This is a genomic window from Polaromonas aquatica (assembly GCF_050626995.1).
Classification (GTDB): Bacteria; Pseudomonadota; Gammaproteobacteria; order Burkholderiales; family Burkholderiaceae_C; genus Polaromonas; species Polaromonas aquatica_A.
This window is the reverse complement of record NZ_CP192467.1, coordinates 3,649,370-3,663,668: the sequence shown is the minus strand read 5'-3', so window position 1 is coordinate 3,663,668 and position 14,299 is coordinate 3,649,370. Positions and strand designations below refer to the sequence as shown.

Sequence of the window (14,299 nt, the reverse complement as noted above, 5' to 3'; positions counted from 1 at the left end):
CTGGCCGCAAGCCCCGCTGCGAAGCAGCATCAACCTCCAAAGGGATCGTCAAATGATTCAGATCAAACCAAGTGCGAGCCGGCTACGTCCGGTCCAGCGCGCATTGCTGTGCGCCGTTGCCCTGCCAGCGCTGCTGGCACTTTCACCCGTCTCCGCGAAGACGCTGGTGTTCTGCTCTGAAGGCAGCCCCGAAAACTTCTACCCCGGCGTCAACACCACGGGTACGTCGTTTGATGCCAACGAACCTGTCTACAACCGCCTCGTCGAATTCGAATACGGCGGCACCAAGGTCATCCCCGGCCTGGCCGAAAAATGGGACATCTCCGCCGACGGCAAGGAATACACCTTCCACCTGCGCAAGGGCGTGAAATGGCATGGCTCCAACCGGGCCTTCAAGCCATCGCGCGACTTCAACGCCGACGACGTGCTGTTCATGTTCGAACGCCAGTGGAAAGAGGACAACGCCTTCTTCAAGGTCACCAGCCCCAACCACTCCTACTTCAGCGACATGGGCATGCCAAAGCTGCTGAAGTCGGTGGAAAAGGTCAACGACTACACCGTCAAGATCACGCTGGACAAGCCTGAAGCGCCTTTCCTCGCCAACCTGGCCATGCCTTACGCGGCTGTCCAGTCCAAGGAATATGCCGACGCCATGCTGAAAGCTGGCACGCCGGAAAAAATCGACCAGGACCCGGTCGGCACGGGCCCTTTCTACCTGGTGCAGTATCAGAAAGACGCGGTCATCCGCTACAAGGCCTTCCCGCAGTACTGGGGTGGCAAGGCCAAGATCGACGACCTCGTCTACTCGATCACGCCTGACGCATCGGTCCGCTGGGCCAAGCTGCAAAAGGGCGAGTGCCATGTCATGCCCTACCCCAATCCCGCCGACCTGGACGCGATCCGCAAGGACGCCAACGTCCAGATCATCGAGCAGGCCGGCCTGAACGTGGGCTACCTGGCCTACAACACGACCAAGAAACCCTTTGACGACGTGCGCGTTCGCAAGGCCATCAACATGGCCATCAACAAGAAAGCCATTGTTGACGGCGTGTACCTGAGCACCGGCGTTGCCGCCAAGAACCCGATCCCGCCGACCATGGCCGCGTACAACAACGCCATCAAGGACGACGAGTACAACCCCGAAGCAGCCAAGAAATTGCTGGCCCAGGCCGGCTTCCCCAACGGTTTCACCACCGACCTGTGGGCCATGCCCGTGCAACGCCCGTACAACCCGAATGCCAAACGCATCGCCGAGTTGATGCAGGCCGACCTGGTCAAAGTTGGTGTGACCGCCGAGATCAAGAGCTTCGAATGGGGCGAGTACCGCAAGCGTTTGCAGGCCGGCGAACACCAGATGGGCATGCTGGGCTGGACCGGCGACAACGGCGATCCTGACAATTTCATGTACACCCTGCTCGGCTGCGCTTCGGCACAGTCCGCCAGCGGTTCCAACATCGCCAAGTTCTGCTACCAGCCTTATGAAGACCTGGTCCTGAAAGCCAAGACCGTGACCAACCCTGCCGAGCGCAACAAGCTCTACCAGCAGGCCCAGGTCATCTTCAAGGAACAGGCTCCCTGGTTCACCATCGCCCACGCGGTGCAGCTGAAACCCGTTCGCAAGAGCGTGATCGGCTTCAAGAACAGTCCGTTCGGCCGCCACAACTTCTACGCGGTGGACATCAAGGAGTAATCCTTTTTGGGCTCAGCGGCTTCGTCATGAAGCTGCGACCATGAAAAAAGCCGGGTCACCCCGGCTTTTTTCATTTTCTTAAGAAGAATCGGCCTCCAGCCCATTCTTTTAAAGGTTGGACGCTCCTTTTTTTATAGCTGCCGCTTCAACGCGTTCTGCGTGATGGACGACAGCGTACCCCGCGTCGTGATCACTTCCGGATCCAGCGTGACTTCAATCACTGTGCCCTCCTTGCGCTCCAGCGCCGCCAGCAGCTCCGCCTCAAACTCCGCCGTGCGCATGATGCGTACGCCGGCATAGCCGTAGGCGCGCGCCAACGCGGCGAAGTCCGGGTTGTTCAGGCGTGAACCACTTTCGTGCCTCGGGTACTCCCTCTCCTGGTGCATGCGAATGGTGCCGTACATGCCGTTATTGAGCAGCACGATGATGCTTTTGGCGCCGTGCTGCACGGCCGTGGCCAGCTCCTGGCCGTTCATCAGGAAATCGCCGTCACCCGCGATGGTGAAGGCCAGCCGGCCTGTCGTAATAGCCGCAGCAATACCCGCAGGCACGCCGTAGCCCATGGCGCCCACGGTGGGCGCCAGCTGCGTCTTGTGGCCCTTGACCAGACCGTGGTGCCTGAAGAAGCGGTGCACCCAGCTGGCGAAGTTGCCCGCGCCGTTGGTCAGCACCGCATCGGCCGGCAAATGCTTTTGCAGCAAGCCGACGATGGCCGGCATGTCGATATCGCCAGGCAGGTTGGCCGTTGCCGTGGGTTTCAGGTTTTCCAGGTAATCCTCGTTCGCCGATGCCGTCCAGGCCTCCCAGGCCACCGTCACCGGCGCCGTCAATACCTCCAGCGAACGTGCCGCGGCATTCATCGTCGCGTTGATGGCCAGGTCGGCTTGGTACACGCGGTTGAGTTCCTCCGCGCTGGCATGGATGTGCACCAGTTTTTGCTTTGGCCGGGGCGCTTCCAGCAGCGTGTAGTTGCCTGTTGTCATTTCGCCCAGGCGCGGCCCGATGGCGATGATGAGGTCGCTGGCCTTCACGCGCGCAGCCAGCTTGGGATTCAGGCCAATGCCCACGTCGCCGGCATAGAGCGGATGGTGATTGTCAAAGGTGTCCTGGAAACGGAAGGCGTTGCCCACCGGCAGCTTCCAGTTTTCGGCGAAGCGCTGCAGCGCCTGCGCCGACTGCGGCGTCCAGCCGCCGCCGCCCGCGATGACGAGCGGGCGCTCGGACTTGAGCAGCATCTCCCGCAGCGTGCGCAGCGAGCCCGGGTCGCTCCAGGCCTGCACCGCCTCCACGCGCGGCAGCGGCTGCGCGGATGTCACGCGCGTCAGCATGTCTTCCGGCAACACCAGCACCACCGGGCCCGGGCGGCCGTTCATCGCGGTTGCGAAGGCGCGCGCCACGTATTCGGGGATGCGGTCGGCCTCGTCGATGCGCTCGACGCGTTTGGCAAATCCCTTGGTGCTGGGCCCGAAAAAGCTGGCGTAGTCCACCTCCTGGAAGGCCTCGCGGTCGCGGCAGTCGCTGGCCACATCGCCCACCAGCAGCACCATGGGGGTTGAGTCCTGAAAGGCCGTGTGCACGCCGATAGACGCGTTGGTGGCACCCGGCCCGCGTGTGACCATGCACACACCCGGCCGCCCCGTCAGCTTGCCATGCGCCTCCGCCATAAAGGCCGCGCCGCCCTCTTGCCGGCAGGTGACGAACTGGATTTTGTCCTGCCGCGCATGCAGGCCGTCGAGCACGGCCAGATAGCTTTCACCAGGAACACCAAAAGCATGGGTAACGCCCTGGGCCAGAAGGCAATCAACGAGAAGGTGGCCGGCGAGTTGGGAAGTGCTCATGGCCATATTGTGCCGCTGTAAAGAGCACAAGCGCAGTGACCGGATATGGACTCTCCAACCCAGCATGAGCCGCGGAACCGGCTTTGCCGGGCCGCAGGCGGGCGGCCCCCTCGGGGGGCAGGAAGCTACACGAAGTGAGCGACCGTGGGGGCCATATTATTCAGGAGTAGCGGCATCTCCGTCGCCGCCGCCTGCTTCGAGGGCCTGCCGCGCCAGTTCTTCATCGCTCAGCGGCGGAGCCGATTCGAGGGCGGCCAGTTCGTCGAGGAACTCCTGCGTCGGCTCCTCGTGCTCGAGCAGCACCTCCTCCAGTTTCTGCCGCCCCGTCTCCACATGCACCGAGGGAGAATGCAGTTCGGATGGCGATACCGGGAAATTTTCGCCCAGTTGAAATTTGAGCGCCTCTGCCTTCTGGTCTATCCAGTTTGCGAAGTCGCCGTCTTTTGGTGTGTTCGAGTTGCTCATATCCACCTCCTATGGCTTGCGGCCCAGGCGCGAATGGCCACGGCCTGAATCATTATGATGCGGTGGTGCGCCGAGCGATAGTGTGACAGCGCATCCTCGCGTAGGCTGTAGCCTGTAGCCCTATCCCTCAGAGCCCTAGCCCACCACACGCCACTCTTCACCAACAGGGGCCGCGGAACCGGCTTTGCCGGGCCGCAGGCGCCGCCCCCTAAGGGGGGAGCAGGCTACACGAAGTGAGCCTGAACGGGGGTGAGCCAAGCCCCTTGCCTTAATTCACCAAACAGTTAAATTCCAGACATGCCGACCCCCAAAACAAAGCCAGTCGAACCGCGTTCACGTGATGCCGACCGCTCCCAGCTCGCCATCCTGCTGGCCGCCCGCGACGAATTCGCGCAGCACGGCCTGGGCGGGGCGCGGGTAGACCGCATTGCCGAGCGGGCTGACGTCAACAAGCGCCTCATCTATTACTACTTCAAGAGCAAGGACGAGCTCTTCCTGGCGGTGCTGGAAAACGCCTACGCCGACATCCGCGCAGCGGAAACAGAGCTGCACCTGCGCGACATGGATCCCGCGCAGGCTATCCGCCGCCTGACGGAATTCACCTGGGAATACTATATTGCCCACCCGGAGTTTTTGACACTTCTCAACAGCGAAAACCTGCACCAGGGGCGGCATCTGGCCATGTCCAGCCGCGTGCAGGAAATGAACTCGCCCCTGGTCCAGACGCTGGCGGAAATCCTCGAACGCGGTCGTGCCGACGGGCTGTTTCGCGGCGGCATCGACCCCGTGCAGCTTTACGTGTCCATCGCCGGGATGTCGTATTTCTACCTGTCGAACAACCACACGCTGTCGGCCATCTTCGGGCGTGATCTCATGACACCCAAAGCCCGCCATGAACGCCTGTCACACATGTGCGAGGTCATCTTGGGGTATGTCCTTAGAAACTGATCCGGGGTTGTTATTGACGCAGCGGCGAGGCCATTTTTACAATTCGTAATTCACTTAATGGTGAATTACGCGTAAACTGCATCCGGTAAGTCCACAACACCGGCGGCATGACAGGTCTTTCGCAGTCCTTCAATGACCCCTTTTCAGGAGACAAAGCACATGAAATTCACACGTCGCGCCTCGCTCGCCTGCCTCACCTGCCTGGCTGCGCTGTCACCGCTGGTGGCCGGCGCCCAGGGGGCCTATCCCAACAAGCCCATCCGCGTCATCGTGCCCTTTGCCGGCGGCAGCACCACCGACATCATTGCCCGCGCCATCACCGACAAGATGAGCCAGAGCATGGGCCAGACACTGGTGATCGAAAATCGCGGTGGCGCCAGCGGCACCATTGGCCAGCAGGCCGTGGCCACGGCCGCACCCGATGGCTACACCATCATGATCCACTCGTCCTCGCACACGGTCAGCCCCTCGACATTCGCCAAGCTGCCCTTTGACACCGTCGGCGACTTTGCAGGCGTGACGCCAATTTCCAGCACGCCCAATGTGCTGGTGATGTCACCGTCGAAGAACATCAAGACGCTGCAGGAGCTGCTGGCTGCGGCGCGCGCCAAGCCCGGCAGCATGAACTTCGCCTCGGCAGGCCAGGGCAGCGCCACCCACCTGAACGCGGAGAAATTCAAGCTCGCCGCCAAAATCGAAGCCACCAACATCCCCTTCAAAGGCTCCGGCGAAGCGGTGACCGAAGTGATAGCCGGCCGCGTCGACTACTACTTCTCGCCGATCGCACCGGTCATCGGCCAGATCAAGAATGGCCAGCTCGTCGCCCTTGCCGTCGGCTCACCCAAACGGGCCAGCGCGCTGCCCCAGGTGCCGACCACCGCTGAAGCCGGCGTGCCCGGCTCCGAATTCAATTTCTGGATCGGCATGATGGCCCCCGCCAAGACGCCGCGCGACATCGTCAACCGCCTGCATGACGAAGTCGTCAAAGCCCTGAACACGCCAGAAGTGAAGGAGCGCTTCGCCGCCCTGGGCGCCGACGCGTGGACGCTCTCGCCCGAGCAGTTCGACGCCTACATCAAGGAAGAAATCAAGAGCAATGCCGTGCTGGTCAAGGCCGCCGGACTTCAGCCCACGCAGTAACTTTCACCTGGTTTCCCCGCGGCGCCCTGTTCCCATCACCCTTGGCCGGACCAGGGTAGGGCCGCCGCATTTTTTACCTCCTCAAAGGACCCCATGGCTACTCAACGACTAGGACTCATCATGCACGGCGTCACCGGACGCATGGGCATGAACCAGCACCTGATCCGCTCCATCGTCGCGATCCGCAAACAGGGCGGCGTCACGCTCTCCAACGGTGACAAGGTGATGCCCGACCCGATCCTGATCGGCCGCAACGCCGAAAAGATCGAAGCCCTGGCCAAGGCCCATGGCATCTCGCGCTGGGGCACTGATCTGGACGAGGCCCTCAAGAACAAGGACGACACGATTTTTTTCGACGCCGGCACCACGCAGATGCGCCCCACCCTGCTGGCCAAGGCCATCCGTGCCGGCAAACACGTCTACTGCGAAAAGCCGATTGCCACCAACCTCAACGAAGCAGTCGAAATTGCCCGCCTGGCCGAAAAATCCGGCCTGAAACATGGCGCGGTGCAGGACAAGCTCTTCCTGCCCGGCCTGCGCAAGCTCGACATGCTGCGCCGCGCAGGCTTCTTCGGCAAGATGCTGTCGGTGCGGCTTGAGTTCGGCTACTGGGTCTTTGAAGGCGACCTGCAGCCGATCCAGCGCCCGAGCTGGAACTACCGCACCGAAGACGGCGGCGGCATGATTCTGGACATGATGTGCCACTGGCGCTATGTGCTGGACAACCTGTTCGGCGAGGTCAAGTCCATCTCCTGCATAGGCGCCACGCACATACCCCAGCGCTGGGACGAAGCCGGAAAACCTTACAAGGCCACCGCCGATGACGCGGCCTACGCCACGGCCGAACTGGTAGGCCACAGCGGCGAGCCGGTGATTGCGCAGATGAACATGTCCTGGGCGACCCGCGTGAACCGCGAGGACCTGGTCACCTTTCACGTCGACGGCACGCACGGCTCAGCCGTCGCAGGCCTCTCCTCCTGCAAGGCCCAGTCGCGCGTCAACACGCCACGCCCGGTCTGGAACCCGGACGAAAAGCAGACGATGAATTTCTCTGATCAGTGGCAGGAAGTGCCGGACACCCAAACCTACGACAACGGTTTCAAGATCCAGTGGGAGCATTTCATTCGCCATGTGGTAGAGAACGAGCCCTACAAATGGACGCTACCCGAAGGCGCCAAAGGCGTTCAGCTGGTTGAAGCCGCGCTCGAAAGCTGGAAAGAGCGCCGCTGGGTGGACGTACCACCGCTACAAGTTTGATAGCTGCTTGCGCCCGTCATATAAGGGCCAGAGGCACATTTTGCGTATAAGAAGGTAGATCCCATGGCGTTAACCATCACCTTGCCCGTTGCTGCGGGCGGCCTGCAGCCTTACACGCTGCGCGGCACCACCCCTGTTAAACCGGTCGCTGGGCTGAAATTCAACCGCATCGCCTATTCGGCCGCACACGTGGTGGCCGATCCGCTGGCCGCGGTCGACCCGTGGGTCAACTGCGCCATCGACTGGGAAACCACCATCGCCTACCGCCGCCACCTGTGGTCGCTGGGCCTGGGCGTGGCCGAAGCCATGGACACGGCGCAGCGCGGCATGGGCCTGGACTGGCCCACTTCGCTGGAGTTGATCCGCCGTTCGCTCGATGCCGCCAAAGACGTGCCGGGCGCATTGGTCGCTTCCGGCTGCGGCACCGACCACCTCGTGCTGGAAAACGTGAGGACGGTTGACGAGGTCATCGCCGGCTATGAGGAGCAGATGGCTGCAATTGAAAAACTCGGCGGCAAGCTGATCGTGATGGCCAGCCGCGCACTGGCCCGCGTCGCCAAAAGCCCGGCAGACTATGAGCGTGTTTACGACCGTATCCTGAGCCAGGCAAAGCAGCCGGTTGTACTGCACTGGCTGGGCGACATGTTTGACCCCGCACTGGCTGGTTACTGGGGCAGCAGCAACGTTGAAAAAGCCATGGACACGGCCCTTGGCATCATCAACGCCCATCCCGACAAGGTCGACGGCATCAAGATCTCGCTGCTCGACAAGGACAAGGAAATCGCCATGCGCCGGCGCCTGCCCCCGGGCGTACGCATGTACACGGGCGACGACTTCAACTACGCCGAGCTGATTGCCGGCGACGGCTTCGGCAAGGAAGCCATGCACGGGCAGAGCGATGCGCTGCTGGGCATCTTCGATGCGATTGCACCGGCTGCCAGCGCGGCGCTGGGTGAACTGGCACAAGGCAACGTGGAAAAATTCCACGCCATCCTCGGCCCCACCGTGCCGCTGTCGCGCCATATCTTTGCCGCGCCCACGCGTTTTTACAAAACCGGTGTGGTTTTCATGGCCTGGCTCAACGGCCACCAGAAGCACTTCACCATGGTCGGCGGGCAGCAGAGCACACGTTCGCTGCAGCACTTCGCCGAGCTGTTCCGCCTGGCAGATGCCGCCAACCTGCTGGAGCATCCCGAACTCGCGACGCAGCGCATGAAGACGCTGCTGTCTCTGCATGGAATCCATTAAAGAAACATTGCAAGGAAGCCACCAGAAGCTTCCCCTAGCTCTTATTACAACCCTGGAGACAACATGAAGACACGCACTTTCCTCAAGGCCAGCCTGGCCGCCGGCCTCGCAGCCGCAGCCTTGGGCGCAACCGCACAGGCCTACCCCACCCGGCCGGTCAAGGTCATCATTCCCTTCCCGCCGGGCGGCACGCTGGACGCGGTGGGCCGGCAGCTGGCGCAGAAGCTCGGCGATCAGATGGGCCAGCCCTTCGTGGTGGAAAACCGTGCGGGCGGCAACGGCACCATCGGCGCGCACGTGGTCGCGCAGGCACCTGCAGACGGCTACACCCTGCTCTTCAATGCCTCCACTTTCACCACCGCACCGATGACAATGAAGTCCGTGCCATACGGTGTGGTGAAAGACTTCACACCCGTCTCGCTCGTCGCCAAAGCGCCGTTGTCGGTGGCCATCAACAAGAACCTGCCGATCACCGACGTCAAGTCGCTGATTGCCCACGCCAAAGCCAACCCCGGCAAGATGACGTTTGCCGTTGGCTCGATCGGCTCGGCCGGCCACCTGTCAACCGAACTGCTCAAGCGCGCCGGCGGAATCGAATACACCGTGGTGCCTTACAAGGGCACTGCGCCGGCATTCCAGGACCTGGTTGGTGGACAGATCGACGGTTTTATCGATCCCATCCTCGGCTCCCTGCAGTATCACAAGAGCGGCATGTTGCGCGTCGTGGCCGTCACCGGCGACAAGCGCGTCCCCAACCTGCCTGATGTGCCGACTGTGGCAGAGACGATTCCCGGCTATGAGTTTTACAGCTGGTACGGCTTGTGGGGTCCGGCCAAACTGCCGGCCGACATCACACAAAAACTCAACACCGAAACCAACAAGGCGCTGGCCAGCGACATGCGTGAAAAGCTCATCCAGCAAGGCCTGGTGCTGACGCCCGGCACGCCGGAAGACTTCGTCAAATTCCAGAACAGCGATATGGCACGCTCGCAGAAGATCATCACCGACGGCAATATCCGTGTTGAATAACATGCACCACTATGGCCACTGAAGACATGAAACGCGCCCTTGTCACCGGCAGCAGCTCGGGCATCGGCATGGCCATTGCGCAAGCATTGCTTGACCAGGGCTGGGACGTGATCGGCCTGGACCTGGCGCCTGCGCGCATCGTGCATCCGGCGTTCTCGTCGACAGAAGTCAATTTGTGCAACACCGAAGCCGCGGAGCGTGCCGTGCGTTCAGCCGGCGGCGTGCAGGCGCTCATCCACGCCGCGGGCGTGCTGCGCGTGGGCCCACTCGGCGCGCTTTCCGGTGAAGACTCGGCGCTGATGTGGCAGCTCCATGTGGATGCCGTCATGCGCATTGCCAACCTGGTGGTACCCGCCATGGCGCAAGCGGGTGCAGGCCGTGTGGTGCTGATCGGCAGCCGCGTGGCGCGCGGCATGGCGGGCCGCAGCCAGTACGCGGCCACCAAGGCGGCGCTGGTGGCGCTGGCGCGCAGCTGGGCTGCCGAAACCGTGGCTTCGGGCGTCACCGTCAATGTGGTGTCACCGGCCGCCACCGAAACAGCCATGCTCGCCGATCCTGCGCGCACGACGGTCCCGCCCAAGCTGCCGCCGCTGGGCCGGCTGATCCAGCCACGGGAGATCGCCGCGCTGGTCACCTTCCTGCTCTCACCCGATGCGGCGGCCATCACCGGTCAGGAGATCCAGATCTGCGGAGGCGCGTCGCTTGCGGCGTGAAGGCATGGCCGCAAACACTGTCGGCGTTGTCGGCCTGGGCCTGGTCGGCACGGCGTTGGCACAGCGCCTCACGGCCGCCGGTTTCCAGGTCACCGGCTTTGACCTGCGCGAAGAAGCCCGGGCAGCCCTCACCGCCCGCGGCGGCAGTGCCGCCGGCTCCCTGGCCGAAGCTGCCAGTGCGGCCTCCTGCATGGTGCTGGCCGTCTTCAACACCGACGACGTGCTGAAGGTGGTCGAAGGGCCGGGCGGCCTGCTGTCCGTCTTCGGCGTTCGAAGCATCATCGACTGCTCCACCGGCACACCTCACAAACTCGAAGCATTGGCTGCTCGGCTCGCAGCACGCGGCATCATTTTCATTGAAGCGCCGCTCTCGGGATCCAGCCAGCAGATAGCAACCGGCGAAGCCACCCTGTTGCTGGGTGGCGAGACCGGGGCATTGCAAGCGTGCGAGCCCGTGCTGGCCGCCATCTCAGGCAAACGCATCCACGTCGGCGGCGCTGGCATGGGCGCCAAAGCCAAGCTGGCTACCAACCTCGTGCTGGGCCTGAACCGCGCGGCGCTGGCCGAAGGCATGGTCTTCGCCGAAAACATGGGCATTCCCCCCGAGCAGTTCCTGGCGCTGGTGCTGGCCAGCCCTGCCACGTCCGGTGCAGCCCAGGCAAAGGGCCGGATGATGGTGGAGGGTGACTTTGCGCCGCAGTCGCGCATTCACCAGCACCTCAAGGACGTCAAGCTGATGATCGACAGTGCTGCAGCCGAAGGCCAGAAGCTCCCCTTGTCCGAAGCCCACGCTGAATTGATGCGCGCGGCCATTGCCGCCGGTGACGGCGAGCTCGACAACGCGGCCATCATCCGCGAACTGCGCCGGCAAAAAAACGCGCGACCTTCCAATTGACTTTCACTGATCTCCATCACCTAATTCCTCATGCGCAACTTTTCCCAGGACCACCGCTGGCTCTCCATCAACACCGCAACAGTGCGCAGAAGCCGCGGTGTCGAGCAGCCGCTGACAGCCATCATCGAAGCCTGCGCGCAGCGCGGCATCAGGGCGATCTCGCCGTGGCGCGACCAGGTCGCTGCCGCGGGCCTGGCCGAGGTGTCACGCCTCGTCAAAACCCACGGGCTTGAACTCTCAGGCTACTGCCGCGGCGGCATGTTTCCCGCAGCGGACGCGGCAGGCCTGAAGGCTGCCGACGACGACAACCGCCGCGCGGTCGATGAAGCCTGCGAGCTGAACGCCGCCTGCCTGGTGCTGGTGGTGGGAGGCCTTCCGGGCGCGCTGGCCGGCAAGGCGGCGCACAAAGACATCGCGCTGTCGCGCAGCCAGGTGCATGACGGCATCGCCACTTTGCTCGAATACGCCAGGGCCGCAGGCATGCCGCTGGCGATTGAGCCGCTGCATCCCATGTACGCCGCGGACCGCGCCTGCATCAACACGATGGAGCATGCGCTCGATGTGTGCGACGAACTCGACCCCCGCAACACGGGCGCACTTGGCGTGGCCGTGGACGTGTATCACGTCTGGTGGGACCCGAAACTGCAGCAGCAGATAGCGCGTGCGGGCAAGGAGCGCCTGCTCGCCTTCCACGCCTGCGACTGGCTGACACCCACGACCGATTTGCTGAACGACCGAGGCATGATGGGCGACGGTGTCATCGACATCCCGAAGATCCGCGGCTGGGTGGAGGCGCAGGGCTTCGAGGGTTACAGCGAGGTGGAGATCTTTTCCGCCGGCAACTGGTGGCAGCGCGATATGGGCGAAGTGCTGGACACCTGCATTGCAAGGCACCACAGCGCGGTATGAGCCGTACGACGCCTCACAATTTGTGGGCCGCCATCCGCCCCGCCACCTTGAAGCGTCCGCCGCCTTGCGGCGTCAGCACCACCATCTCGGCTGTATCCGGCGATATGCCGGTCAGCGCATAAATCGTCGAGCCGTGCGACACCATCACCGTATTGCCAGTCACCGGTTTCTGGCCAGCCAGGGGACGGAGGCCGGCAAGTTGCCGGCCGGCCTCTTCGCTGCGCCCGAAGAGATTGCCCAGGGCCGGTGTCACATCCGGCGTTTTACCGAAAGCCAGCTTTGCCGTCTCAATGGACCGGCACCACGGGCTGGACAGCAGTTGCCCGACAGCAACGCCGCGCTGGCGGAAGGCTTCGCCCAGCTGCCGCGCATGCGCACGGCCCTCGTCGCTCAGGTTGCGCTGCGTCGCACAATCGTCGAGCTTCATGCCCTCCGGATCTCCCACACCGGACGTCGTCAAGGCGTGCCGGATCATCACCACCTGGCCACCCTGTTTGAGCAGGGCCCACAAGGCGTCATCGGCCAAAGCGACCGGCGCCCACGCCAACACCACTGACAGTGTCAGCAATCGCGACATTCGGTTCAGCATCATCGGCCGCCTTCCAGGGGTTTTCGGCCATGCTACGCCACGCCAGTTGCCCCTGTGATACGGTAGGGCAATGAGACGCCGCGACCTGCTGCTGCAACTTGTCCCAGCACTGGGTACCAGCACCCTGTATGCGCAAAACACCGCGCGGCCGCAGCCGCTGACCAAAGCCATCGCGTCATCCGGCGAGCAGATTCCGGTGGTCGGCCTGGGCAGCTGGATTACCTTCAATGTCGGCAATGACCGCACGGCACGCGACCAATGCGCCGAAGTCATGCGCCACTTTTTCGAAGCCGGCGGCCGGCTCATCGACTCCTCGCCGATGTACGGCTCGTCGCAGGGCGTGATCGGCGAGGGATTGCAAAAACTGCGAGCACAGGGGATCGTGTTCTCAGCGGAAAAAGTCTGGACATCATCCGACGGCGCTGCGCAGATCGAACAGTCGCGCGAGCTCTGGCGCGTCCCCCGCTTCGACCTGCTGCAGGTACACAACCTCCTGGCGTGGGAAAAACAGCTGCCCCTGCTCCAGGCCATGAAGTCGGCCGGCAAGCTGCGTTACGTCGGCATCACCACGTCCGAGGGCCGGCGCCATCGCGAGATCGAACAGATCATGCGCAGCCAGCGCATCGACTTCGTACAGCTCAGCTACAACCTGCTGGACCGTGAGGCCGAAGAAACACTGCTGCCGCTCGCGCGGGAACGCGGCGTCGCCGTGCTGGTAAACCGTCCGTTTCGCGAAGGCGCGTTGCTGCGCCAGTTGCAGCGTCACCCGCTGCCAGGCTGGGCGCGTGATATCGACTGCATCAGCTGGGCGCAGGTGGCGCTCAAGTTCATCGTGTCGCACCCCGCTGTGACCTGCGCCATCCCGGCGACGTCCAGCGTTCTCCATGTTCGCGAAAACATGGCCGCAGCCCTGGGGCGCATGCCGGATGAAGCCCTGCGCAAACGCATGGCCACGGATGTCGGGAAGCTCTGATGTCCGAATGGTGGACTTACCGGTTGTCGGACTTCCTGATGTTTTCGCCCAGGACTTACTGGCGGCTGATGGAACTCTATAACCGCGACTTCTGGCCGCTGCATGTCGCCACGCTCCTGGCGGGCATTGCTGCGTTGGGGCTGGCCGCCTCGCGGAATGCGGTGGCACAACGGGTGATGGTCATCCTGCTCGCCGCCACCTGGCTCTGGGTCGGCTGGGCCTTTCACTGGCAGCGTTACGCAACGATCAACTGGGCGGCGCAGTACGTCGCCCTGGCCTTTGCCGCACAGGCCGTGCTGTTGCTGGGCCTGGGATTGCAGCGCCACCGGGAAGCCGTAGCCAATGCAAACTGGCGGCTGGCAGGCTGGTTGCTAGCCAGTGCGGGCGTACTCTACCCGCTGGCCGCACCGCTGGCCGGCCGTCCGTGGGCGCAGGCTGAAGTGTTTGGCATGGCACCTGAACCCACCGCGCTGCTCACCCTGGGCGTGCTGATGATCAGCCATGCTCCCCGGCAAATTCGTTTCCTCCTGCTCGCCGGCATTCCTGTCGCCTCCCTGTTGCTGGGTGCCGCCACAATCTGGACTTTCTCCACTTGATTTTTTCAC

At 63.2% G+C, this 14,299-nt stretch carries 14 protein-coding genes; 11 read left to right on the top strand and 3 right to left on the bottom strand.

Going from position 1 to position 14,299, the window contains the following annotated elements; translation table 11 throughout:
- Positions 1 to 52 precede the first annotated feature (52 nt).
- On the top strand, positions 53 to 1,690 hold the full coding sequence (locus ACQ4MS_RS17585; protein WP_431095913.1) for an ABC transporter substrate-binding protein: 1,638 nt from the start codon (positions 53 to 55) through the stop codon (positions 1,688 to 1,690).
- A gap of 131 nt (positions 1,691 to 1,821) precedes the next feature.
- Here the strand turns inward: ACQ4MS_RS17585 and ACQ4MS_RS17580 are convergent, their stop codons facing one another.
- Together ACQ4MS_RS17580 and ACQ4MS_RS17575 are read right to left on the bottom strand one after the other, a co-directional pair.
- Positions 1,822 to 3,528: a thiamine pyrophosphate-binding protein gene (locus ACQ4MS_RS17580; protein ID WP_431095912.1), complete on the bottom strand. Its 1,707-nt coding sequence runs from the start codon at positions 3,526 to 3,528 to the stop codon at positions 1,822 to 1,824.
- 156 nt (positions 3,529 to 3,684) lie between these two features.
- Positions 3,685 to 3,993 carry a hypothetical protein gene (locus ACQ4MS_RS17575; protein WP_431095911.1) on the bottom strand — a complete coding sequence of 103 codons (309 nt, stop codon included), beginning with the start codon at positions 3,991 to 3,993 and terminating at the stop codon, positions 3,685 to 3,687.
- Between the two features lie 297 nt (positions 3,994 to 4,290).
- On the opposite strand from ACQ4MS_RS17575, the gene ACQ4MS_RS17570 reads away from it, so the two are divergent.
- The 8 genes from ACQ4MS_RS17570 to ACQ4MS_RS17535 all read left to right on the top strand — a co-directional run bounded on the left by ACQ4MS_RS17570 (position 4,291) and on the right by ACQ4MS_RS17535 (position 12,132).
- The gene (locus tag ACQ4MS_RS17570) at positions 4,291 to 4,941 is read left to right on the top strand and encodes a TetR/AcrR family transcriptional regulator (protein ID WP_431095910.1); all 651 of its coding nucleotides are present in this window, start codon (positions 4,291 to 4,293) and stop codon (positions 4,939 to 4,941) included.
- Positions 4,942 to 5,100: 159 nt separating this feature from the next.
- A complete protein-coding gene (locus ACQ4MS_RS17565; RefSeq protein ID WP_431095909.1) occupies positions 5,101 to 6,081 on the top strand; it encodes a Bug family tripartite tricarboxylate transporter substrate binding protein in 981 nt (326 codons plus the stop codon).
- A 93-nt stretch (positions 6,082 to 6,174) separates the two neighbouring features.
- Positions 6,175 to 7,338 carry a Gfo/Idh/MocA family protein gene (locus ACQ4MS_RS17560; RefSeq protein WP_431095908.1) on the top strand — a complete coding sequence of 388 codons (1,164 nt, stop codon included), beginning with the start codon at positions 6,175 to 6,177 and terminating at the stop codon, positions 7,336 to 7,338.
- A gap of 63 nt (positions 7,339 to 7,401) precedes the next feature.
- Positions 7,402 to 8,586, top strand: a complete 1,185-nt coding sequence (locus ACQ4MS_RS17555; RefSeq protein ID WP_431095907.1) for a dihydrodipicolinate synthase family protein — start codon at positions 7,402 to 7,404, stop codon at positions 8,584 to 8,586.
- A gap of 63 nt (positions 8,587 to 8,649) precedes the next feature.
- Positions 8,650 to 9,615, top strand: a complete 966-nt coding sequence (locus ACQ4MS_RS17550; protein ID WP_431095906.1) for a Bug family tripartite tricarboxylate transporter substrate binding protein — start codon at positions 8,650 to 8,652, stop codon at positions 9,613 to 9,615.
- Positions 9,616 to 9,626: 11 nt separating this feature from the next.
- Complete coding sequence (locus ACQ4MS_RS17545) at positions 9,627 to 10,328, top strand: SDR family NAD(P)-dependent oxidoreductase (RefSeq protein WP_431095905.1); 702 nt, start codon at positions 9,627 to 9,629, stop codon at positions 10,326 to 10,328.
- A 4-nt stretch (positions 10,329 to 10,332) separates the two neighbouring features.
- Entirely contained in the window at positions 10,333 to 11,223 is an 891-nt protein-coding gene (locus ACQ4MS_RS17540) for an NAD(P)-dependent oxidoreductase (protein ID WP_431095904.1), read from the top strand.
- Positions 11,224 to 11,253: 30 nt separating this feature from the next.
- Positions 11,254 to 12,132 (top strand): sugar phosphate isomerase/epimerase family protein, encoded by an 879-nt coding sequence (locus ACQ4MS_RS17535; RefSeq protein ID WP_431095903.1) that lies wholly within the window; start codon positions 11,254 to 11,256, stop codon positions 12,130 to 12,132.
- 13 nt (positions 12,133 to 12,145) lie between these two features.
- On the opposite strand, the gene ACQ4MS_RS17530 is transcribed toward ACQ4MS_RS17535, so the two are convergent.
- A complete protein-coding gene (locus ACQ4MS_RS17530; RefSeq protein ID WP_431095902.1) occupies positions 12,146 to 12,724 on the bottom strand; it encodes a histidine phosphatase family protein in 579 nt (192 codons plus the stop codon).
- A 67-nt stretch (positions 12,725 to 12,791) separates the two neighbouring features.
- Here ACQ4MS_RS17530 and ACQ4MS_RS17525 point away from each other — a divergent pair, with 67 nt between their 5' ends.
- Both ACQ4MS_RS17525 and ACQ4MS_RS17520 read left to right on the top strand, forming a co-directional pair.
- The gene (locus ACQ4MS_RS17525) at positions 12,792 to 13,694 is read left to right on the top strand and encodes an aldo/keto reductase (RefSeq protein ID WP_431095901.1); all 903 of its coding nucleotides are present in this window, start codon (positions 12,792 to 12,794) and stop codon (positions 13,692 to 13,694) included.
- Positions 13,694 to 14,290 carry a DUF6064 family protein gene (locus tag ACQ4MS_RS17520; protein ID WP_431095900.1) on the top strand — a complete coding sequence of 199 codons (597 nt, stop codon included), beginning with the start codon at positions 13,694 to 13,696 and terminating at the stop codon, positions 14,288 to 14,290. The genes ACQ4MS_RS17525 and ACQ4MS_RS17520 overlap by 1 nt, the downstream gene beginning before the upstream one ends.
- Positions 14,291 to 14,299: the final 9 nt, after the last annotated feature.

Coding starts and splice junctions, on each gene's coding strand:
- ACQ4MS_RS17585 (WP_431095913.1), top strand. CDS start 53: ATGATTCAGATCAAACCAAGTGCGAGCCGGCTACGTCCGGTCCAGCGC.
- ACQ4MS_RS17580 (WP_431095912.1), bottom strand. CDS start 3,528: ATGAGCACTTCCCAACTCGCCGGCCACCTTCTCGTTGATTGCCTTCTG.
- ACQ4MS_RS17575 (WP_431095911.1), bottom strand. CDS start 3,993: ATGAGCAACTCGAACACACCAAAAGACGGCGACTTCGCAAACTGGATA.
- ACQ4MS_RS17570 (WP_431095910.1), top strand. CDS start 4,291: ATGCCGACCCCCAAAACAAAGCCAGTCGAACCGCGTTCACGTGATGCC.
- ACQ4MS_RS17565 (WP_431095909.1), top strand. CDS start 5,101: ATGAAATTCACACGTCGCGCCTCGCTCGCCTGCCTCACCTGCCTGGCT.
- ACQ4MS_RS17560 (WP_431095908.1), top strand. CDS start 6,175: ATGGCTACTCAACGACTAGGACTCATCATGCACGGCGTCACCGGACGC.
- ACQ4MS_RS17555 (WP_431095907.1), top strand. CDS start 7,402: ATGGCGTTAACCATCACCTTGCCCGTTGCTGCGGGCGGCCTGCAGCCT.
- ACQ4MS_RS17550 (WP_431095906.1), top strand. CDS start 8,650: ATGAAGACACGCACTTTCCTCAAGGCCAGCCTGGCCGCCGGCCTCGCA.
- ACQ4MS_RS17545 (WP_431095905.1), top strand. CDS start 9,627: ATGGCCACTGAAGACATGAAACGCGCCCTTGTCACCGGCAGCAGCTCG.
- ACQ4MS_RS17540 (WP_431095904.1), top strand. CDS start 10,333: ATGGCCGCAAACACTGTCGGCGTTGTCGGCCTGGGCCTGGTCGGCACG.
- ACQ4MS_RS17535 (WP_431095903.1), top strand. CDS start 11,254: ATGCGCAACTTTTCCCAGGACCACCGCTGGCTCTCCATCAACACCGCA.
- ACQ4MS_RS17530 (WP_431095902.1), bottom strand. CDS start 12,724: ATGATGCTGAACCGAATGTCGCGATTGCTGACACTGTCAGTGGTGTTG.
- ACQ4MS_RS17525 (WP_431095901.1), top strand. CDS start 12,792: ATGAGACGCCGCGACCTGCTGCTGCAACTTGTCCCAGCACTGGGTACC.
- ACQ4MS_RS17520 (WP_431095900.1), top strand. CDS start 13,694: ATGTCCGAATGGTGGACTTACCGGTTGTCGGACTTCCTGATGTTTTCG.